This window comes from Pseudomonas sp. NPDC087690 (assembly GCF_044743175.1).
Taxonomy (GTDB): Bacteria; Pseudomonadota; Gammaproteobacteria; order Pseudomonadales; family Pseudomonadaceae; genus Aquipseudomonas.
The window spans coordinates 112543-134071 of record NZ_JBIUVX010000001.1 but is presented as its reverse complement, the minus strand read 5'-3'; the positions used below and the strand labels follow the sequence as shown (position 1 = coordinate 134071).

The window sequence follows — 21529 nt, the reverse complement described above, 5'->3', positions numbered from 1 at the left end:
GGAGCGGCCTGAAGCCGCTCTTCGAGAGGAGTCGATACTTCGCTGCGCGTGGCCTGCGTGAGCGTGATCGTTGCGGTGGAGGTTCGGGCGTGCTCAGTCACGCAGCCAAGGCAGGTCGGCGCGCTGATAACGATGGGCACGGAAGATCGCGTTGTTTTCCCCCGGCAGATAACGGCGGGAGGCGGCATCGGGGTAGCTGGCGAAGTGCGGATTGACGTATTCCCAGACCACTTCTCCCGCCGGGCTGACTTCGAACAAGCGGCCAAAGTTGGCCTCGGTCACCAGCGTATTGCCGTTGTGCAAACGCTGCGCGCCGCCCATGAACGGCGTGAAAAACGCGTAGCCGGGCGTATCGGCGTACTGCCATTCGATCTGTTGCGTCGCCGGGTTGATTTCGAGAATGCGCGAGTGCGGCATGCTCACGTGCGGGCGGAAGATGCCGTTGTCGAACACCAGCACGTTGCCGTTTTCCAGTTCACTCGGGCAATGCTGCTGTGCCACCAGATCGTGACCCAAACGCCACAGCACTTCGCCGCTGCCACGTTGGATGGCAATCACCGAAGAGACGCTGCGCAGGCTGAGAATCACCTTGCCGTCGCGGCCCGGCGTCACTGCGTTGGTCATCGGCCAGTGGTGACGTTCGAAGGCCTCGTGCAGCGGATAGTCTTCCGGTTGCAGATGCTCCCAGCTGCGCCATTCCCAAACCACATTGCCCTGACGATCGACTTCCTTGACCACATCGGCATAGATCACCCCGCCCGGCGCCTCACTGCCGGGAATCCCACCGACCACCCGACGGGCCAGCTCAGCACTCAACGGCTCGGCCGTGGTGTAGAGCAGATGGCCGTTGTCCAGCCATTGCGCATCGTGGTGATGCAGCAGATCCGTGTGTTCCCAAACCACTTCGCCGTCCGGCGTCACTTCGCTGAACGCGCCGCCGTGCCACACCGACCAGCCCGGAAACAGGTCGGGTGAATGCGGATGGTTGCCGTTGTAGCCGAGGTTGCCGTTGCGCAGGATCACTGCGTCGCGGCCGGGGCGCTGCGGCAGTTTCCAGCGGTGGACGACTTCGCCATCGAGGTCGATAAGGAACACGTTGCCGTCTGCGGTTTGCGGGGCGAACAGCGTGTAGCCGCCAGCGCTGCGCGCAGGATCGACTGCGATCAGCCCGGTCTTGCGGCGTTTGAGGGTGGTGGTTTCGAGAGCAGGCATCACTTTTCTCCAGGCGTATGAATCCGCGCCGCGAGCAACGCGGCAAGGTGAACTGAATGGGTTATGGGTTTTGCGGCAGTAACGGGTTGAAGCGGTCGTCGAAGATCTGCTCGACTTGCAGCGGTCGCGGAATCAGGTGTTCGCTGGCAAACAGGTCGGCCAGATGCTGCTGGGAGGCGATGACCGAAGGTTCGATCGGCACGTAACGCAGCGCCTGTTTGGCGAGCATCTCTTGCACCAGGGCAACCGGGAGTCGAGTGGTTTGCGCGAACACCTCGGCCCAGGCCTGCGGGTTCGCGGTGGCCCACGCTTGGGCTCGGGCCAGTCTGGCGAGCAGATCGCCTAACGATGCTGCCCGTTGCGGATCGTCCAGTGCCTTGAGGCTGGCGACGGTAAAATTCAGCCCGGTTTCCGGCCATGCGCTGCCATCCAGTAAAACCCGCGCCCCACGTGAGGTGGCCTGACCAACGAACGGATACCAGACCGCCCAGCCATCGAGCTTGCCACTGGCAAAGGCATTTTGCGCATCCACCGGGCTGACATAGGCGATGTTCACTTCCCGTGGGGTGAGGCCCGCTTGTTGCAGCGCAGCCAACAACAAATAATGCCCGCTGCTGCCCTTGGCCACGGCGATGCGCTGGCCTTTCAAATCGGAAACCTGCTTGGCTGCCGAACCTTCCGGTACCAGCAGTGCATTGTTGTTTTGCGCACCGCTTGCGACGCCAATGATGCGCACATCAAAGCCACCCGCCTGAGCGAACACCGGCGGCGCGTTGCCCACCACACCGGCATCGATAGCACCGGCGCTCAGCGCCTCAAGCATGGTGGTGCCTGCCAAAAACGGGTGCCAGGACAGCGCATAGCCAAGGTTTTGATCTTCGCCGGCGGCGTGCAGCAAGGCTTGAGTCAGGCCGCTTTGGTCGCCGACCTTCAACGGTTCGGCAACGGCGAACGGCGCTTGGCTGAACAACAAGGCAACGCTGCACAGCAGCGCTTTTAGGGGGAGCGCCAGCAGACGCTTGGCAGCAGGAAGTTTTACCGGCATTGTCGGAGGCTCATTTGTGCAGTGATTTCAGTATGTCGAGGCCCGCCGTGTCGCTCCATGCCAAACACCCCTCCTTTGCTGCCACAGCGGACACACGCACCGTGGTGGTTTTGGCCTTTGATGATCTGCTGCTGCTCAATGCCGCCGGGCCGCTGGAAGTGTTCGCCGCCATTGCGCGAGTGTTGGGTGAGCCGTACAGCGCAAGCCCACCGTACCGCTTGCTGATTGCCTCGCCGCGAGGCGGTCAGGTCATGTCGATTTCCGGGATCAGCGTGACCACCTGTTCGCTGGAGCAGATCGATGACATCGTCCCGCTGATCGACACCCTGATCGTCGCCGGTGGACCGGGCATGGCCGCCCTCGAAGCCGACGAAGAGGCCTGCGCGTGGCTGCGGCGCCGCTCCGTTGATATCCGTCGGCTCTGTTCAATCGGTACGGGTGCCTTTGCCTTGGCCGCAGCCGGCCTGCTCGATGGTCGGCAAGTAGTGACGCACTGGAAATTCGCCGCCGAACTGCAAGCGCGTTACCCCGCTGTGCACTGCCACACCGACGCGCTTTATCTGCACGATGGCAACCTCTGGACATGCGGAGGCGCCACGGCAGGCATCGACTTGGCCCTCGGCCTGGTCGAACAGGATCTCGGTGCCCACACGGCACTCGCACTGGCGCGGTATTTCACGGTGTTTATGTGGCGTGATGCCGAACAACCGCAGCTCAGCGCTTCGCTGAATGCTCAATCGAAAGCCCTGCGCACCGATCCGGATGTGCGTCTGGCCCGGCTGCACGGGTGGATTGCGGCGAATCTGAACGGTGATTTGCGCGTCGAACGGCTGGCAGAGCAGTTCGGCATGAGCCCCCGTCACTTCGCCCGCGCCTATGTCGCCGCCACTGGCGAAACCCCGGCGCAAGCGGTGGAGAACCTGCGGCTGGAGACCGCTACCCGATTACTCAAAACCACCAGCGAACCGATCAAGCGCATTGCCGAAACAGCGGGTTTTGGCCGCGAGGAGCGCATGCGTCGCGCCTTCCAGAAGCACTTGGGCACCAGCCCGCACGGTTATCGCAATGAAATGAAGGCCGCCGCGTCGGGTGCGGGTCAGCCGTTGGGGATTGCGCTGGCGGGTCTCGCCCAATAACGCGGTCAATGCTGTAGCGCGTAACGCCGGCAGTATTCCAGATAGCCTTTTTCGTGATTGCCAACCAGTTGCACGACACTGGTCCACAGCCAGGACGGCGCATCCAGACGTTTGGTTCGGCAGGTTTGCAGATCCGCCATCCACTCGGATCGAGTAGCCAGATCCATTTGCCGGGCATGCGCGACGCCGACGACCCGCGCCAGATACCCGGCCGCGAGCATCGCATCGCGCTGACTCAACTGATCGAGTTCCAGCTTCATGTCCTGCGGCAACAGTTCGCGGACAAATCGGGCGGCTCGAGGTGCAGCGGCGCCGACGGCTTCCTTGATGTCGAGCAGGCAATATTCCTCATCATCGCCCTTGCCTACGCCGAGAGTTCCGCGCTCAAGGCAATCCTTGCGACAGCTCCTACACTCTCCTCAGGGAAAAAAAGCGCCAAGCACTGAATTATTTCGTGTCCTCATGTATCTGAGCCAAAGAGCACGCGCCATCAAATAGATGGCATCTACGCGGCAAGATGGATCAGCAAAGAGAAAACCCGGATGAAATCACGCAAGAAAACCGTCAAGCCAATCGGTTTGAAAGACATCACCATCGTCGACGACGCCAAGATGCGCAAAGCGATCACCGCCGCCGCGCTGGGCAACGCCATGGAATGGTTCGACTTTGGTGTCTACGGCTTTGTCGCCTATGTGCTCGGCAAAGTGTTCTTCCCTGGCGCCGACCCCGGCACGCAGATGATCGCCGCACTGGCGACATTCTCGGTGCCCTTCCTGATCCGGCCGCTGGGCGGTCTGTTCTTCGGTGCCCTGGGCGACAAGTACGGACGACAGAAAGTCCTCGCTGCGACCATCGTGATCATGTCGCTGAGCACCTTCGCCATCGGCCTGATTCCCTCCTATGCCTCGATTGGCATCTGGGCACCGATCCTGCTGTTGCTGGCAAAGATGGCTCAAGGCTTCTCGGTCGGAGGTGAATACACCGGTGCATCGATCTTCGTCGCCGAATATGCGCCGGACCGCAAACGCGGCTTCCTCGGCAGCTGGCTGGATTTTGGCTCGATTGCCGGTTTCGTCCTCGGTGCCGGCGTGGTGGTGTTGATCTCGACCACGCTGGGCGAGGAGCAATTCGAATCGTGGGGCTGGCGTCTGCCGTTCTTCCTCGCCCTGCCGCTGGGCATGATCGGCCTCTATCTGCGTCACGCCCTCGAAGAAACCCCGGCCTTCCAACAGCACGTCGAGAAACTCGAACAAGGTGACCGCGAAGGCCTCGCCGGCGGCCCGAAAGTCTCGTTCAAGGAAGTCGCGACCAAGCACTGGCGCAGCCTGATGACCTGTATCGGCGTGGTCGCCGTGACCAACGTCACCTACTACATGCTGCTGACGTACATGCCGAGTTACCTGTCGCACAACCTGCATTACAGCGAAAACCGTGGCGTGTTGATCATCATCGCGATCATGGTCGGCATGTTGTTTGTGCAGCCGTTGATTGGTTTTATCAGTGACAAGATTGGCCGTAAGCCCTTCATTGTGGTCGGCAGCATCGGCCTGTTCCTGTTTGCCATTCCGGCGTTCATGTTGATCAACAGCGGCAGTATCGGCCTGATCTTTTCCGGCCTGCTGATCCTCGCCGTGCTGCTCAACTTCTTTATCGGCGTGATGGCCTCGACCCTGCCGGCGATGTTCCCGACCCACATTCGTTACAGCGCACTTGCCAGTGCCTTCAACGTCTCGGTGCTGATCGCCGGCCTGACCCCGACCGCCGTGGCCTGGCTGGTCGAAAGCACCAACGACCTCTACATGCCGGCCTATTACCTGATGGTGATTGCCGTGGTCGGCCTTGTCACCGGTGTAACCATGAAAGAAACCGCCAACAAACCGCTGCGTGGCGCAGCGCCGGCGGCTTCCGACCTGGAGGAAGCCAAGGAATTGCTGCAAGAACACCACGACAACATCGAGCAGAAAATCGAAGACATCGACGCAGAAATCGCCGCACTGGAAGCCAAGCGCAAGGATCTGGTGCAACAGCATCCACGGATCAACTAAGGCGCTGTCAACGTGGCGAGGGAGCAAACTCCCTCGCCATTTTTCATCTTTGCCCTCCCCCTCGCCTGCATCAGCTAGCCTTGAACGCGGATCGCCCGTCATTCAAGGAGCCGTCATGTTCAAGTTCATCAAGACCACCGTCATCGGTGGTCTGTTGTTCATCCTGCCGTTGGTATTGATCGTCGTGCTGCTCGAAAAAGCCATTCACCTGCTGCGCGGGCCGGTGGAAAAGCTGCTGCCGATGTTCAAGGATTACGACGTGGCCGGCGTCACGCTGATCAGTCTGGCGACATTGATCGGCCTGATCGTGCTGTGTTTTCTTGCCGGGTTGCTGGCGCGCACTTCAGTGGCGGCGCGAGCCATGGAAGCCACGGAAAACAAGTTGCTCAGCAACTTGCCGGGCTACCAGTTGTTCAAGGACACCACCGCACGATTCGCCGGGCTGGAAAACGAGGACGGCTCCAAGGTCGGCATCATTGCTGAAGGCGAAGGCTGGCGTCCGTGCCTGATCGTCGAAAGCGTCGATGACTGGTTGACGATCTTCATGCCCGACGGCGGACCTGCCGGCGGCACCTCCGGTGAAGTCCGACTGGTGCCCGCCAGTGAGGTGATTGTCACCGAACTGTCGTGGCTGGCCCTGGCCACCGGGTTGCGCCGAGGCGGTCGCGGCATGCTCGCGCTGATGCAACCCTGGGTACCGAAAGCCTGATCACGGCGCGTTGACCACCACATACGTCACATCGCTGCCCTGGTACTGCGGCTGGTACCAGGTCGAACCGCACTGCATGTAGGCGACGTTGTAGCGAATCACCTGCACGCAACTGCTGGGCATTTGCGCCGGGGTGAAGATCGAGCCCACCACTGCCGCTGTCACCGCTACCGTCGCGGTCACGGCGGCGGCCGTTGCGATCGGATGATAGTGATCGTCGTAGCCATAACGACCATGCCCATCGACATCAATGTCGACGTCGCGATGGTTGTCGATATTGACGTCACGGTTGACGTTGCGATTGCTGTTATTGACGTAGGTGCGGTTGCCGACGTTGTTGCCGGCATTCACCCGATTGCCCGAATTGACCCGATTACCGGCGTTCACATGGTTGGCGCGCTGCGGCGCATTGATGCGCTGTGCCCGTTGCGCATGAGGCGCCGGCGCACGGTTGACGTTGGCGCGGGCATGGCCCTGGGCACGTTGCCCCCGGGCGTCCGCCTCAGCGACCAAACCTGCGGTCAACAACATTGCGGTGGCCAGCGAGATCAACAGACTCCACGTCATTGACTTGTGCATGTCACTGCCCTCCCTGATCGCTGGTTTTTTTCATCGCAATCGCCACATCGCCCTTGCCCGGTTTGAAGGTGAACTGGCTGTCCGGAATCGTCGGTTTGAGGTTCCACTGGTAGACCGCGCTGTACTCGGGATAGGTCTTGTCGTCAGTGGTGGTGATCACCAGTTTGCACGGCAACGGTTTGTCCGAGCGGGTCAGCCACAACTGCCAGTCGATGCCCTCCTGGCGGAACGCCAAGTGGTCGCACAGCTGGCCCTTGATGATCGACGGCCCGACGTAAAGCGCGGCTTTCAAGGCATCGATCTGCGCCTGGTCGCTGCCGAACAGAAACAGATCCTCCATCGGCACTTGCACGCCATAGTAGTTCTCGACCATGTGCAGGGTTTGCGCGACGGTCGCCGGTGCGTCCACCGTCGTGTAGTACTGCAGATAGGGCGAATACTGGGTGAGTTTTTTGCCGTTGTAGAAGAACTCTCGGGTGCGCACATCGCCTTCGCTTTTCGCATACAGACGATCATGGCCGACCACTTTCAGAGTGTTGACCGACTCGGTCTTGATCTTCTGCCCCGACTCCAGAACGGTGTCCCGCGAGACTTGGGCGTCGACCTGGAATTTCGCCAGGCTGCGCAGGTAATCGCCCATGTCGATGAGCTTGTCGACCACCTGCGGGTTGACCAGCGGCGTGTCGTCCGCCGCATCGGTTACGGGTGTGGCCGGTGTCGCGGGCGGATCATCGGCACGGACCCCCGGCGCGAGAACCAGCGTGAACATCAGGCAGACCATACTGACTGGGGCTTTCATCGGTTCCGCTCCTGTCCCTGCGTTGGGCGTGACGCCCGAATGGGCGACTGACTGTCCAGCCTAGACGCCAGTATCGGGCTGCGCCAATGCGCACAAATCCCCTGCGCGCTGATGTCGAAACCATGATTACCCTCGACGAGCCGGACATCACCTCGCGCCTGCAAACCAGCGAAGCCAGCGCCTGCTGCTATGAAGCGCGGCTGTCCGGGCTGATCGCCGCCCCCCTGAGGTTTGGCCTATGTTGCACAGGATCAGGTGCACCGCATGGCCACCGATGACCACGTACGCGTCTACCCGCGGCCAGTGCGCCAAACAGAATCATCGGGTGCAGGCGCAGCACGTAGCGGCCGAAATACAGCGCCACCAGCGGCGGTAAAATCGTTACCACCGCGCCGGACAGCAATAGCGCCAACCCCTGCTCTTTCATCGCGGCAAACGCCGCCGGCCCAGCGAGCAAGCCCACCACCGCGCCAAACGCGGTCAAGCCGAACTCGGAAAACGCCCACTGCGCCGCTGGCGGCAACGCGCCGATTTCCGGGTGGCGCGCAAGGCGTGAAGGATAAATTCGAGCATGGGGCGAACTCCCTTGAGCAGCGATCACTGATCCTTCGGTTCTTGAGCCGGCGCGGTGTACCACTTGTCCCTTGGCACCCACTTGTCTTGTTGCGGGTCGCCCAGATAGTGCGGCGACATGATCTGCACGCCGTACTCGTTGAACACGTCCTGAATATTGGCGTGGAGCATGCTCAGCAACACCGCGCGCGGACGTGGCTGGCTCGGGATGGCCTGCGCGACCAGGCGGTATTCGGGATAAAAATCCGCCAGCGCGGTCTGGAACACCTGCGCCGGTGGATCTTCCAGCACGCCGGGGGTGCGCTTGGCCGCTTCCAGCAGCATCGCCTCGACCTGACGCCACGGTGTGTCGTAGCCGATGGTCACCACCGTATCGACGACATAACCGGGGCCCTGCACGGTGCGCGAGTAGTTTTTGGTGACGGTGCCGGTGATCATCGAGTTGGGCAGCGTCAGCACTTCACCCAGCCCCGTGCGGATGCGTGTGGTGAACATGCCCAGTTCGGTGACAGTGCCTTCGTAGTCGCCAATCCTGACGAACTCGCCGGGACGCAAGGTGCGTGTGTAGGTCAGGATCAGACCGGCTGCGGCCTGCCCGACGACACTGGTCGCGCCCAAGGAAATCATCAGGCCGATCAACACCGACAGCCCCTTGAAGGCATCGGTGCCGGCGCCGGGCAGATATGGATAAGCCATTGCCAGGGCGAACAGCCAGATTGCCAAAGCCGTCAGGCGCTGAGTCGGTTGCAGGGTTTCGTGGTTGAGCCAACTGAAGGTGCCGGGCATGGCCATGCGCCTCAGGATGCGTCGGGTAAACGCAGTCACGCCACGGGCAATGAAGAAAATCGCCAGCGCCACGCCCAATCCGGGAATCGCATCAACAATACCTTGCAACAAATACCCCGCCAGCTCGAACAGGTAGTTGTTAAGGCTTTCGCCCCATGGCCGGGTATAGGGGAAGCGTGACAGGACGAAACCCAGCCATTCATAGGTCAACAGCAAAATCAGCAGCCAGCGCAGCAGCAAGAGCAAACGGCTGACCAAGGGATAGAGGAAGTTGGAATCGATCAGTTGCACCCGTCCGACTTTCAGCGCCCGGGTGTGGCGATCCATCAGCGCGGGGAGTTTTGCCAGCAGCTTGCGGCGCAGATACGCCAGGCACCACAGCAATGCAACATAAATCAGCGTGGCCACGGCGGCCAGCCCCAGTGAGCGCAGGATCATCTGCAGGTTGCGCGCTTCACGGGTTTCAGTGACCACCTGACGCAGTTTTTCCGCTGCGCCTTCGGCGGCCTGTTGCACCGACGAATAGGCCAGGCTGTCGACATCCTGCGGCGCAACGATAAAGGCCCGCTTGTCACCGATCAGCACCATGTAACTGTTCTGGATCGAGTCGGTGGTGATGTTCAGCGTCGGGTTTTCGTCCAGCGCCTCGCTGATCACCATCTTCGCCCGTTTGACCCGCGAGGCCGGTGCTTCCCCCAGAATGGTTGCGCGAAACAACATGATGCTGCGGTTGGCCACCTTCAGCTCAACCGCCTCGCCGGCCGGTTTGGCCGCGTCATCGACCGCCCAGCCGAGTCCACTCCAGAGCGCCGCAAACACTACTATCCAAACCGTCAGCAGCCTGCTTCGCATGCGCCTGTTTCCTTACGCCCAAGTGTCAGATAGGGATACGTAAGCCAGCGTAGTTGAGCGATGAACGGTTGTCAGATTTCCTCGAATCAATAAGTGTCACGGCAGATTTTCCGTTGGGCTGTCTTCGACAACACGGCTGACATCGGCGGGTTGATACACCCAGCCGATGAACAATTCATAGCCGACCGCCAGAATCACCGGCCCGGTGAACAGGCCAATGATGCCACTGGTGACCATCCCGCCCAACGCGCCGATCAGCACCACCGGCATCGGCACCGCCACGCCGCGCCCCAGCAACATCGGTTTGAGCACGTTGTCGGAAAGCCCGGCAACGATCATCCACACGGTAAAGATGACGGTGCCGGCACTGACGCCGTCGTGGGCAAAGACATAAATCACCACCGGTATGGTGATCAGCAGCACCGGCAGTTGCATGATGCCTAGCAGCAACACCATCAGGGCCAGAATGCCGGCGGCCGGAATGCCCATGATCACCAGCGCCACGCCGATCAACAGCATCTGAATGAAAGCAATACCCACCACCCCTTGTGCCACAGCGCGAATGGTCGAGGTGCACAGTTCGGCGATCTGCGGGCCGCGCACCGGGCCGGAGATCCGCGTGGTGATGGCGACAGCGGTGCGGTGACCGCTTTCGCCGTGGGTCATGATCAGCCCCGCGACAATCATCGCGACGACAAACACCACGATGCCTGCGCCGACACCGGCGGCCTGATGCAGCAGCACTTTGCCCCAACTGCTCAGGTGCGGCGCCAGCTCCTTGAAAGCCCAGCTCAGATCCTGCGAAGCGTGCTGCCAGATGCCGAAGAGCGGCGCACCGATCAGCGGCCAGGTCTCGACGCTGGCCGGTGGTGGCGGAATTTCGAACGAACCCGCCTCCAGCGTGTGCATGCCGACTTTCACCGAGTCAGCCACGGAAGCGCCGAGCAGACTCAGCGGCACCATCAGAATCAACAGCCCGAGCAGCACCAGTACGATGGCGGCCCAGCCGTAGCGGTTACCGAGCCTGGCGCCGAGCTTCTGATTCAGCGGATACAAGGTGATGGCCAGGATCAGCGCCCACAGCATCACATTGAGGAACGGATGGAAGATGTCGAAACAGAACAGCACCAGCACGGTAATCAGACCGGCACGTATGAGCACATCCAGCAGTGCTCTGGAACTCTGGAACGCTATCAGCGGTTTGTCTTCCATTTCGGCTCTCCTGATTGGGCCAGCGTTGAACCGACCTGAGCCTAGTTCACAACGGGCAAATCGTCTCGACTGGTGCTCTGGCCAATTCGCGACTAAACCTGAAGGCTGATCTTCATTGATAAGGACGCCGGGATGAAATCTACGCATTCCCTGATTATTCTCGCGCTGGCGGGCTCATCTGGTCCTGCGTTGGCAGGTGGTATTGATCTGTATGAAGCGGGACAGGAAGGCGCGGGGCTGGCCAATGCCGGATCGGCGGCGCTGGCCACCGATCCCAGCGTGCTGATGAGCAACCCGGCGGGTATCGCCGCGCTCAAGGGCACGCAGGTTTCGTTGACCGGTCAGGCCATATTCGGTGGTCTGGGCTTTGATCGCGACGGCGACAACGATTTCTCCGGCAACGAGGGCGGCAATCCGCTGCCGATCCTGCCGGGCACCAGTCTGTTTATCAGCCATGAGCTCAACGACCGCGCCAGTATCGGCTTCGGCATGTATGGCAACTTCGGTCTGAGCGTGAAATACGACGATGACTGGGCCGGCCGCTATTTCAGCCAGGAATCGACGCTGATCGGCATTTCAATGCAGCCGACCTTCGCCTACAAGATCACCGACGACCTGTCGATGGGCATCGGCCCGCGCCTGGTCTATGGCTATTACTACACAAAAATGGCCATCGACAATAACGCCTTCCTGCCCGGTACGCCGTTCCAGGAGGATGGCAAGTTGCAGTACAAAGACACCGACATCGGCACCGGGATCAACCTGGGCCTGCGCTATCAGGTGAACGAGCGCACCACCGTGGGTCTGGCTTACACCAGCAAGGTCAAGCTTGAGTTCAAGGACTCGCCTTCAGTGCATGGCGTGCGCAACCCACTGCTCAATCTGGCGTTATCGAGGCTGGACGTCGACGAACTCGAAATCGACATGAACATTCCGCAGACCGCGACCCTGAGCATCGCCCATCAGTTGAACGAGCAGTGGACGTTGTTGAGCTCGGTGAACTGGCAGGACTGGAGCGAATTTGCCGACATCGGCGTATCGGTGGATAGCGCCGCCGGTGACGTGTCCCGGGCGATCGACCGCAAATACCAGGACACTTGGCACCTGTCGATCGGAGCGCAAAACCAGATCAGCCCGAAACTGCGCTGGAACATGGGCGTGGGCTACGACAGTTCTGCCGTGAAGGACAAGGATCGCACCGTCGACAACCCGATGAACGAGACTTGGCGGCTGGCGACCGGGCTGAGCTACAAACTGGCCGAAGACACCGACCTTAACCTTAATTACACGCTGGTCTGGCTCGGCGATATGGACGTGCAGCAGACCAAACGCAATGGGCAGACGTTGTCGGGCAGCTATCCCAACAGTGCGTTGCACATTGTTGGCGGCGGCGTCACATGGCGGTTTTAAAGATTTTGCCCGTGTTCAACTCACCAGCATGCCGTGACATAACAGGTTAAGGACGCCGCGCATGTGCAACGCATGCGCGGTTCTGTCCGGAGTTTCCTGGGTTGCCAGTCGAATGAACGCCATGTTCGCGTATTGATTGAACAGCGTTGCGACCACATCGAGATCAATCGACTCGCGCACCTTCCCTGCCCGTTGGAAGTGCTCCACCAGCGCTTTCGTCTCTTCAATCACTGCCGCATTCCACGGGCTCAACGCCTCGGCCAATTCGCCCGTGAGCAGAAACGGCGCCAGTTCCCGCCACAGCGAGGCTGGCATGGCTTGCAACTGGTAATCCGTCATCAACTGCTCGAACTTGCACAGTGCTTCAAGCGGATCGCTGTCATCGTCCAGATTTGCCCGCGCCTCGCGCATGGCCTGTTCGTCGGGTTGTTTGAGCAACGCGAGCAAAATTTCCTGCTTGCCGCCGAAATAATTCACCACCGTCGGCGCGGACACCCCGGCCTGCACGGCGATCTGATCCAGCGTCGTCGCGGCAAATCCGTTGGTCTTGAACAGTTCAAGCGCCGCCTCGGCGATCACTTGCCTGCGCTGTTCCTTTTGCCGCTCTCTGAGTCCGCTCATGTTGCCTCTGATGATCCTTGCCAATGCTGCTCAGCCTACGGATATCTTTTTTCATCGACAAATATTTTCTTTACAAAAATATTTTAAAGTGACAAATATTAGCCGTGCTCCGCTGGTATGAACGCACTCACTCGCCCATTTCTGGAGATCAGCCATGTCCGCCGAATTCGATCCGACCCGCAGTACCCGTGATTATCAGGATGCCGACGCCGCCCACCACATCCACGCGTTCGTCGATCAGAAAGCCCTCAACGAGGAAGGCCCGCGGGTGATGGTCAGCGGTGATCGCCTGGCGCTGTGGGACAACGACGGCAATCGTTATCTGGATGGAATGTCCGGTCTGTGGTGCACCAATCTCGGATACGGACGCAAGGATCTGGCCGCAGCAGCGACGAAACAACTGGAACAACTGCCCTACTACAACATGTTCTTCCACACCACCCACCCGGCGGTGATCGAGCTGTCGGAGCTGCTCTTCAGTCTGCTGCCCAAGCACTACAGCCACGCGATCTACACCAACTCCGGCTCCGAAGCCAACGAAGTGCTGATCCGCACCGTGCGCAAGTTCTGGCAGGTGATGGGTCAGCCCGAGAAGAAAATCATGATCGGCCGCTGGAACGGCTACCACGGCTCGACCCTCGCCGCGACGGCACTGGGCGGCATGAAGTTCATGCATGAGATGGGCGGCACTATCCCGGATGTTGCGCACATTGATGAGCCGTATTGGTTTGCCCACGAAGGCGATCTGACACCGGAGCAATTCGGCCTGAAGGCTGCGCAGCAACTGGAGGACAAGATTCTCGAACTGGGTGCCGACAAGGTCGCCGCGTTTGTTGCCGAACCGTTCCAGGGCGCGGGCGGCATGATCATTCCGCCGGCGACTTACTGGCCGGAGATTCAGCGGATCTGCCGCAAATATGATGTGTTGCTGTGCGCGGACGAAGTGATTGGCGGGTTTGGCCGCACCGGCGAATGGTTTGCCCATCAGGCCTTCGGTTTTGAACCGGATACCTTGTCGATCGCCAAGGGCCTGACCTCCGGCTACATCCCCATGGGCGGTTTGATTCTGTCGCGGCGCATGGCTGAAGCGTTGGTCGAGAAAGGTGGCGTGTTTGCTCACGGCCTCACCTACTCCGGCCATCCGGTTGCCGCTGCGGTGGCCATTGCCAACCTCAAGGCGTTGCGCGATGAAGGTGTGGTCACTCAGGTGAAGAACGATACCGGCCCGTATCTGCAGAACTGCCTGCGCGAAGTATTCGGCAACCATCCGTTGGTGGGCGAGATTCAGGGTGTGGGGCTGGTGGCAGCGTTGCAGTTTGCGCAAGACAAGGCGACGCGCAAGCGTTTTGCCAACGAGAACGACATCGCCTGGCGTTGCCGCACGATTGGTTTTGAAGAAGGTTTGATCATTCGCTCGACGCTGGGCCGAATGATCATGGCCCCGGCATTGATCGCCACCCGCGCCGAGCTGGACGAACTGATCGACAAGACCCGCATCGCTGTCGACCGTACCGCCCGGGAGTACGGCGTCCTGTAAACCACCCTCCATCTCCTGTGGGAGCGAGCCTGCTCGCGAAAGCGGTGGTTCTGTGACATGGATGTTGAATGCCCCACCGCTTTCGCTGGCAAGCCAGCTCCCACAATGATCAGTGCTGCACATGATTTTAGTGGTCAACACAAAACCCTGTGGGAGCTGGCTTGCCAGCGATGAGGCAGCACAGTCAACACCTCCATTGACTGCCCCACCGCCATCGCTGGCAAGCCAGCTCCCATAATGATTTGGGTTACCCACTGAATTTTGTGACCGACACAAAACCCTGTGGGAGCCAGCCCTGCTGGCGATGGCGTCAGTGCAATTCAGCACATCGGCTCAATCTTGTCAGCGGATATCCCTCGATCATTCAGCCAATTCAATTGCTGGCCACTGACCATGATCGACCATGCCCCTTTGCGTCTCAGCCTGCTCACTTTGCTCTGCGGTCTGCAGGCAACCGCCAGTGCCAGCGGTTTTCTCGACGATTCGAAAACCGAAGTGCTCAGCCGCAATTTCTTCCTGAGCAACGACTACCGCTCACCCTCGCCCGCCGGCAAAAACTACAAACAGGAATGGGCGCAAGGCTTCATTGGCACCTTCACCTCGGGCTTCACGCCAGGCAGTGTCGGTTTCGGCGTCGATGCTCACGCTTTTCTCGGTCTGAAACTGGATGGCGGCAAAGGACATTCCGGCACCGGCTTGCTACCGGTCGACAGCAGCGGTCGCAGCGAATCGAATTACTCCGACGCAGGCGGCGCGTTCAAACTGAAGGTGTCGCGCACTACCCTGGCGTTCGGCGAAATGACCGTGGAAACGCCAGTTTTCGACACCTCCGACAAACGTTTGCAACCGGAATACGCCACCGGGTTTCTAATAAACAGCCGTGAAATCGACAACGTGAATCTCGTCGCCGGGCACTTCACCACCTTCAAGAACCAGGACAGTTCCTCCGGTCGTGGCGACTTCTATGGCTACGGCGCCAACACCGAAGCCGGCGGGATCAGCTTCCTCGGCGCGGATCTGTTCGGCGACAGCCCCGTCGGCGGTTCGCTGTATGCCTCGGAACTCAGCGACACCTGGCACCAGTACTACGGCAATCTGCATTTCAAGCAGTCCGGAGTTCTGCTGGACGCCAACCTCTACCGCACCCGCGACACCGGTCGAGCCTTGGCCGGCGCCATCGACAACACGGCGTTCAGCCTCTCCGGAAAATACACTTACGGTGCGCACGGCGTGATGCTCGGCTGGCAACGGGTCAATGGCGACACACCGTTCGATTTCGTCGGCGGCGACTCGATCTACCTCGCCAACTCGATCAAATATGCCGACTTCAACGGCGCCGGCGAACGCTCCTGGCAAGCGCGCTACGACCTCGACCTCGGCGCCTTCGGCATCCCCGGCCTGACTTTCATGACCCGCTACGTCACCGGCAGCCACATCGACGGTACCCACGCGCCACAGGGCGGCGCCTACAACCCGTTCGATGCCGACAGCGGCGAATATCAGCCACAGCAAGGTGATGGCGGCAAGCATTGGGAACGGGATATTGATCTGAAATACATCGTGCAATCGGGCGCGGCGAAGGATTTGTCGGTGCAGCTATCGCATGTTTCGCATAGGGCCAATGAGGCGCAGGCTGGGGATGATATTGACCGGGTTTATGTGGTGGTGCAGTACCCGTTGGGGTTTTGAATCCGCTCGTTCATTAACATCTTCAACAGAAGCGTTTATGTAATTCGGCACCCAAAACCCTAACATTCCTGCGCGATTTGGATAGCTTGACCGACAGGCCTGAGTGCTCGATAGCGCACCAATAGTATGATAATTTGCACGCAGTCGCCCATCTGTCTGGAGGCCCAAATCATGGGAACCGTACGCAAAACCATCACCGTCACCGACCAGCAAGACAACTGGATCAAAGCGCAGATTGAGGCGGGGCATTACACCAACGATAGCGAATACATCCGCGATCTTATCCGCCGTGAGCAGGAGCGTAGCGCTGAGATCGACACAATTCGCGCAGCTCTTCGCGAGGGTGAGTCCAGTGGAAAACCTCGCCCATTCGATCCCGTTGCATTCAAGCGGAGAATGTTAACCAAGCATGACTGAATATCGTCTTACGCCCGCTGCCGAAGCTGACCTGGAGGCAATCTGGATATACACCGCACGCCAGTGGGGCGTGGATCAAGGCAATAATTACATCGACGCCCTCACCTCTGCGTTCTTGCAGTTGGCCGAGCGGCCAAAAACGGCGCCAGCCTGCGACGATATACGTGCAGGCTACCGCCATTGTCGCGTGGAGCGGCACATGATTTATTTCCGAATCACTGCTTACGGGATTGCGATCATCAGAGTCTTGCATGACCGAATGGAAGCGCAGCGAAATCTCTAATTCGCCCCCTTTTTACTCCCGCTAAATCTAATCGATCTGGAAAGCCGCCATCGCGAGCAAGCTCGCTCCCACAGGTTCTTTGATCGTTCCCACGCTCTGCGTGGGAATGCCTCAACGGACGCTCCGCGTTCGGCTCTGGATGAGACGCAGCGCGTCCCGGGCTGCATTCCCACGCGGAGCGTGGGAACGATCAATCAACGGCAGCCGTTCTTTGGCTTTTTGGTAATTGGCGGAAGGCAGCCGGAGTCGAACCTGCCCGGGAACGGATGCCGTCCCCAACCGGGTTTGAAGCCCGGCCGCGCCACCGGGCGCGATTGCCTTCCTTGAACTCAGTGTGCGCAGGCGTTAGCCAGCGCGTTGTCGGGGCGGATCTGGCGGGATTCGCCGAGGCGTCGGGTCAGACCGAGGCGGTCGAAGTATTCGAGGTACTGAATACAGCGTTTGCGTCCCAAGCCTAGCGCATCGCGGAAGGTTGTCACCTGGATCGACGGATTTTCCTTGGCCAGTTTCAACAAGACGGCGGCCATCTGCCGCAACACCGTGTCGCTGACAAACAGGTCGCGCACAACCTGGTGCATCAATCCCAGCCGCGCCAATTTGCGCAACAGCAGGCGCACCACGGCATCGTCCTGACCGAGCATTTTCGCCACATCGCGTACCCACGGCGGATCGAATCCTGCGTTTTCAAACAACGGCTGCATCTGTAGCCACAGGCTTTCGTCTTCGGTATTCAGGCGCACCTGATGATCGGGCAGATGCAGCCACGGGCCAGTGCTGGTGATCACACCCGCTTCGCGTAGTTCATCGAGCAGACTGGCAAATGTCGACCGCTCCAGCGCCAGTGCGCTGAAGCGCCGCAGTCGATCACGATCCGGGCCCATCTGGTCGGGCTCCAGTTCATGAAACTTCGCCAGTTGCTCCAGCAAGTTGAATTTCAGCTGGCCCCAGCGCTGCAGGTTGAACAGCACCGGGCCCTGTCGGCTTTCGATCAACCTTACGTTTTCCGGCAGTGACCAGCTCGAGCGCGGGCGATTGAATTGGCGTTCCAGCCGCAGCGGGTCGAGGCCGCCGGCGCTGTGATTTAACAGCACGGGCAAGGCTTGCTCGAGGCTGTCGCTGCTCAGTAACGCATGCAGTTGCGCCAGACGCTCGGGGCTGCGGCGTTGGCGCGCCGGGGCGAAGGGATCGAGTACGCGCCCGCCGCCGAGAGTACGTTGGGCGCTGGAGTCTCGCAGGATCAGGCGATCGCCCTTCACCGCGTGCACCGGCGCGTTGATCAGCAATTGCGCGAACATGCGTTCACCGGCGCTCAATCGTGGGCCTTCGAGCAACGCGACGCGGGCAATCACATCCTGTGTGCCAAGGTGCACATGCACCGGGTGAAAGTGTTCGAAGGTGCGTTCGCCGGGCAACAGTCGGAATTCAATGTCGACGCGCTGGGTCGGTGCATTTAGCCATTCCGCCAGCAACCACTGGCCACGATGAATCTGCGCCAGTTCAAGGCGTTCACCGCTGATATTCAACGCCACTCGTTGTCCAGCGAAGGCCTGTTCCGTGGGCTGATTTTGCGCGTGCAAGCCGCGAACCCGGACCGACTTTCCGGAAGGCCCGAGGGTGAGTTTGTCGCCAACAGAAACCACCCCGGACAACGCCGTTCCGGTGACCACAATGCCCGCGCCGGAAACGCTGAAGGCCCGATCAATCGCCAAACGAAAACCGCCGTCGCGGTTGCGTTCCAGCACTTCACGTTGCGTCTGCAGCAGCACCTCGCGTAACCCATCAATGCCCTGCCCGCTCAGACTCGACACGGTCAGGATCGGCGCCTCGGCAAACGGCCCCGGGGCGAGCAGGTCGAGCACTTGTCGCTGCACCTCTTCCACCCTGCCCGCTTCGGCGCGGTCGCACTTGGTGATCGCCACCACGGCGCGCGGAATGCCAAGCAATTCGACAATCGCCAGATGCTCCCGCGTCTGCGGCATCACGCCGTCATCCGCTGCGACTACCAGCAACACCAGATCGATGCCTTGCGCTCCGGCAAGCATGTTGTGAGTGAATTTCTCGTGGCCCGGCACATCGATAAATCCGCTCAGTCCGGCGCCCGGCTCAAGTTCGGCATATAGATAACCGAGGTCGATGGTCATCCCGCGCTCGCGTTCCTGCGGGCGACGGTCGCCGGTTTGCCCGGTCAGGGCTTGCAGCAGCGACGTCTTGCCATGGTCGATGTGCCCCGCCGTGCCGATGATCACGGGGCGACCTGCAGGTGCGGCAATTGCGCGAGCCACGCCGGCTCATCATCGAGTTGGCGCAAATCGAGCCACAGCGCGTCGTCGTCAATACGACCGAGCACAGGGATCGGCAACCCGCGCAACGCCGCTTCGAGATTCAACAGACAACGCCCGCGCAGTCGCTTTGACACTTGCGGGCGACAGCACAACGCCGCACTCGGCAGTCGCGCCACCGGTTGGCTGCCGCTGCCGATCATGCCCAAGGCTTCGACCGCACTGACCTGCCAGCGCTCACCCAACAACTCAGTCATCAAGGGCCGCAAGCGTAGGGCCTGCGCGAAGATGTCAGCTTGCGGGCGCGTCAGCAGGCGCAAACTCGGTAAGCGCTCAGCGAGACGATCCGGATCACGATACAAACCGAGCACCGCTTCCAGCGCCGCCAAGGTCAGTTTGTCCACGCGCAGTGCACGTTTCAGTGGGTTCTTCTTGATCTTCGCGATCAGCTCTTTGCGCCCGACGATCAACCCGGCCTGCGGGCCGCCGAGCAATTTGTCGCCGCTGAAGGTGACGATGTCCGCGCCATCGAACAGCGCCTGACGCACCGTCGGTTCTGCCGGCAAGCCCCAACGAGTCAGGTCGAGCAGACTGCCGCTGCCGAGATCCTCTAGCAACGGCAAACCATGTCGATGGGCCAACTCGGCCAGTTCCGCAGTCGGTACGCGGGCGGTGAAGCCTTCGATGCTGTAGTTGCTCGCGTGCACGCGCATGATCAAACCGCTGCGCGGGCTGATCGCCGCTTCATAGTCGCGGGCGTGGGTGCGATTGGTGGTGCCGACTTCATGCAGACGCACGCCAGCGCGGGCCATGATGTCGGGGATGCGGAAGGCGCCGCCGATCTCGATGAGTTCGCCCCGGGAAATGATGCCTTCCTTGCGCGCGCCCAGACTGTTGAGCGTCAGCAGCACGGCGGCGGCATTGTTGTTGACCACGGTGACGGCTTCGGCGCCGGTCAGTTCGCGGATCAGGCCTTCGATCAGATCGTCGCGATCACCGCGTTTGCCGCTGGCCAGATCGAATTCCAGGTTAAGCGGATAACGCGCGGCCATTTGCACGGCGTCGATGGCTTCATCGGGCAACAAAGCGCGGCCGAGATTGGTGTGCAGCACGGTGCCGGTGAGATTGAACACCCGCCGAACGTTGCTGCGTTGTAGTTGCGCCAGGCGTTCGCCGACGCGCCCGGCCAACACTTCGGGACTGATTTCTATCGCAGACAAGTGCCCGTTCACCACGCCGGGCCGCAATTCATCGAGCAACCACCGCAAACTCGCCAGCAGCGACTCACGCCCGTGGCGTTCGAGCAAAGGCACACACGCCGGATGACGCAACAGACCATCAATGGAAGGTAACCGCAGGGACATCAGTCACTCCTGGAGACAACCGCTATCGCCCAAGAGTGTAGACGCTGCCGGTCATTCGTCTCCCGGAGCCAGCAACAGATTCGGTGCCAGGCGCTGAAAACCATCCTGAGCCAAACGCATATCGAGCAGCAAACTGCTCAGATCCGCTGACAATGCCTCGGCGTCGGCATCGTTTTCCAGATACACCAGTTTCAGATAACTGTTGCAGCCGGGACAAACCTCCGCGCGCAACGGCGCCTGATTCGCCGCGTGACGATCGTCCTCGACACTCAGATAATCCAGACCTTTGCTCGACTCGCAATACACACACTTGACCCGCACCACATGCCATTCGCAAGCACACAGCGAACACACCAGATAACGCAAACCGTTGTGCTTGCCGCGATGGCGGATCACCCCGGCCATCGCCGATGAACCGCAGGCCGGGCATTGGCTGAGGCTGTCGCCGGGTCTGAGTTTCAGATCCGGCGCACTGAGCAGCCAATGGCTCCACGCCGTTTGCAATGCCGCGCCGAGAAACGGCACCAGTTGCGCCGGCACCATCGAATATTGACCGCTGACCAACGCCACGGCCCATGAGCGTAACTGACCGGAACTGGCGGCGCGCAGCGTGTCCACCGCTGCAACGACAGCGGGTTGACCCAAAGGCGGGTAACGCTGCAGAACAGCGCCGAGATAAGCTTGCCAGCCCTCTTCGCGCACCAACGTATCCGCCGCGAACGGCGGCAAACCATGCTGCTGACACGCTTCGATCCGTTGCTGATCGAACGGCGCCACCAGCGGTGGATCATCGAACACCTGCTGCTGCACCCGGCACAATCCGGCGATCAAGCGCAGATACTCGGCCAGCGCATGCCCCTCGGCCAGTTGCTCCAGCCGTTGCGCGCGCAAGGTGAACAGGTTAAGCGGCGGCAGATGCAGAAACGGCGGCGAACTCGCCGCCGCTTCGATTTCCCCAGGTTCCAGAATGGTTGGCAAAAG

General features: G+C 60.6%; 18 protein-coding genes, 1 tRNA gene and 2 pseudogenes. 8 read left to right on the top strand and 13 right to left on the bottom strand.

Translation table 11 applies throughout. The features are described 5' to 3' along the window. Window positions 1–93 precede the first annotated feature (93 nt). Window positions 94–1212 (bottom strand): aryl-sulfate sulfotransferase, encoded by a 1119-nt coding sequence (locus tag ACIPIZ_RS00550; protein ID WP_064389938.1) that lies wholly within the window; start codon window positions 1210–1212, stop codon window positions 94–96. Between the two features lie 61 nt (window positions 1213–1273). Further along, a complete protein-coding gene (locus ACIPIZ_RS00545; protein ID WP_401163274.1) occupies window positions 1274–2257 on the bottom strand; it encodes an ABC transporter substrate-binding protein in 984 nt (327 codons plus the stop codon). Window positions 2258–2304: 47 nt separating this feature from the next. On the opposite strand from ACIPIZ_RS00545, the gene ACIPIZ_RS00540 reads away from it, so the two are divergent. Then, entirely contained in the window at window positions 2305–3393 is a 1089-nt protein-coding gene (locus tag ACIPIZ_RS00540) for a helix-turn-helix domain-containing protein (RefSeq protein ID WP_241088784.1), read from the top strand. A 5-nt stretch (window positions 3394–3398) separates the two neighbouring features. Here the strand turns inward: ACIPIZ_RS00540 and ACIPIZ_RS00535 are convergent. Next, window positions 3399–3767: pseudogene (locus tag ACIPIZ_RS00535) on the bottom strand (DUF2252 family protein); the annotation flags it as partial. A 168-nt stretch (window positions 3768–3935) separates the two neighbouring features. Here ACIPIZ_RS00535 and proP point away from each other — a divergent pair. After that, the gene (proP, locus tag ACIPIZ_RS00530) at window positions 3936–5438 is read left to right on the top strand and encodes a glycine betaine/L-proline transporter ProP (RefSeq protein WP_064389934.1); all 1503 of its coding nucleotides are present in this window, start codon (window positions 3936–3938) and stop codon (window positions 5436–5438) included. Between the two features lie 115 nt (window positions 5439–5553). Further along, a complete protein-coding gene (locus tag ACIPIZ_RS00525) occupies window positions 5554–6147 on the top strand; it encodes a hypothetical protein (protein WP_064389933.1) in 594 nt (197 codons plus the stop codon). Here ACIPIZ_RS00525 and ACIPIZ_RS00520 read toward each other — a convergent pair whose 3' ends face one another. The 5 genes and pseudogenes from ACIPIZ_RS00520 to ACIPIZ_RS00500 all read right to left on the bottom strand — a co-directional run bounded on the left by ACIPIZ_RS00520 (window position 6148) and on the right by ACIPIZ_RS00500 (window position 10948). Next, window positions 6148–6726 carry a hypothetical protein gene (locus tag ACIPIZ_RS00520; RefSeq protein ID WP_105706309.1) on the bottom strand — a complete coding sequence of 193 codons (579 nt, stop codon included), beginning with the start codon at window positions 6724–6726 and terminating at the stop codon, window positions 6148–6150. It abuts the gene before it with no gap. Between the two features lies 1 nt (window position 6727). Further along, complete coding sequence (locus ACIPIZ_RS00515) at window positions 6728–7525, bottom strand: DUF2092 domain-containing protein (protein ID WP_105706307.1); 798 nt, start codon at window positions 7523–7525, stop codon at window positions 6728–6730. A gap of 289 nt (window positions 7526–7814) precedes the next feature. Next, a pseudogene (locus ACIPIZ_RS00510) lies at window positions 7815–8072 on the bottom strand (aspartate-alanine antiporter); the annotation flags it as partial. A 50-nt stretch (window positions 8073–8122) separates the two neighbouring features. Then, the gene (locus tag ACIPIZ_RS00505; RefSeq protein ID WP_401163272.1) at window positions 8123–9736 is read right to left on the bottom strand and encodes a mechanosensitive ion channel family protein; all 1614 of its coding nucleotides are present in this window, start codon (window positions 9734–9736) and stop codon (window positions 8123–8125) included. 96 nt (window positions 9737–9832) lie between these two features. Next, a complete protein-coding gene (locus ACIPIZ_RS00500) occupies window positions 9833–10948 on the bottom strand; it encodes an AI-2E family transporter (RefSeq protein ID WP_122854750.1) in 1116 nt (371 codons plus the stop codon). Window positions 10949–11080: 132 nt separating this feature from the next. Between ACIPIZ_RS00500 and ACIPIZ_RS00495 the strand changes: the two genes are divergently transcribed. Beyond that, window positions 11081–12358: an OmpP1/FadL family transporter gene (locus ACIPIZ_RS00495; protein WP_401163270.1), complete on the top strand. Its 1278-nt coding sequence runs from the start codon at window positions 11081–11083 to the stop codon at window positions 12356–12358. 15 nt (window positions 12359–12373) lie between these two features. On the opposite strand, the gene ACIPIZ_RS00490 is transcribed toward ACIPIZ_RS00495, so the two are convergent. Next, complete coding sequence (locus ACIPIZ_RS00490; protein WP_253483895.1) at window positions 12374–12979, bottom strand: TetR/AcrR family transcriptional regulator; 606 nt, start codon at window positions 12977–12979, stop codon at window positions 12374–12376. 154 nt (window positions 12980–13133) lie between these two features. Here ACIPIZ_RS00490 and ACIPIZ_RS00485 point away from each other — a divergent pair, with 154 nt between their 5' ends. The 4 genes from ACIPIZ_RS00485 to ACIPIZ_RS00470 all read left to right on the top strand — a co-directional run bounded on the left by ACIPIZ_RS00485 (window position 13134) and on the right by ACIPIZ_RS00470 (window position 16905). Then, window positions 13134–14516 (top strand): aspartate aminotransferase family protein, encoded by a 1383-nt coding sequence (locus tag ACIPIZ_RS00485; RefSeq protein WP_064389922.1) that lies wholly within the window; start codon window positions 13134–13136, stop codon window positions 14514–14516. A 393-nt stretch (window positions 14517–14909) separates the two neighbouring features. Beyond that, a complete protein-coding gene (locus ACIPIZ_RS00480) occupies window positions 14910–16205 on the top strand; it encodes an OprD family porin (protein ID WP_401163268.1) in 1296 nt (431 codons plus the stop codon). 171 nt (window positions 16206–16376) lie between these two features. After that, window positions 16377–16622, top strand: a complete 246-nt coding sequence (locus ACIPIZ_RS00475) for a type II toxin-antitoxin system ParD family antitoxin (protein ID WP_401163266.1) — start codon at window positions 16377–16379, stop codon at window positions 16620–16622. Next, a complete protein-coding gene (locus ACIPIZ_RS00470) occupies window positions 16615–16905 on the top strand; it encodes a type II toxin-antitoxin system RelE/ParE family toxin (protein WP_401163265.1) in 291 nt (96 codons plus the stop codon). Before ACIPIZ_RS00475 ends, ACIPIZ_RS00470 begins: the two co-directional genes overlap by 8 nt. Window positions 16906–17132: 227 nt before the next feature. On the opposite strand, the gene ACIPIZ_RS00465 is transcribed toward ACIPIZ_RS00470, so the two are convergent. The 4 genes from ACIPIZ_RS00465 to fdhE all read right to left on the bottom strand — a co-directional run bounded on the left by ACIPIZ_RS00465 (window position 17133) and on the right by fdhE (window position 21526). Further along, window positions 17133–17228, bottom strand: a tRNA-Sec gene (locus ACIPIZ_RS00465). A 6-nt stretch (window positions 17229–17234) separates the two neighbouring features. Beyond that, complete coding sequence (gene selB, locus ACIPIZ_RS00460; protein ID WP_253485327.1) at window positions 17235–19151, bottom strand: selenocysteine-specific translation elongation factor; 1917 nt, start codon at window positions 19149–19151, stop codon at window positions 17235–17237. Then, window positions 19148–20551, bottom strand: a complete 1404-nt coding sequence (gene selA / locus ACIPIZ_RS00455; protein ID WP_401164214.1) for an L-seryl-tRNA(Sec) selenium transferase — start codon at window positions 20549–20551, stop codon at window positions 19148–19150. The genes selB and selA overlap by 4 nt, the downstream gene beginning before the upstream one ends. A gap of 48 nt (window positions 20552–20599) precedes the next feature. Next, window positions 20600–21526 carry a formate dehydrogenase accessory protein FdhE gene (gene fdhE, locus ACIPIZ_RS00450; RefSeq protein ID WP_401163262.1) on the bottom strand — a complete coding sequence of 309 codons (927 nt, stop codon included), beginning with the start codon at window positions 21524–21526 and terminating at the stop codon, window positions 20600–20602. Between the last annotated feature and the right edge of the window lie 3 nt (window positions 21527–21529).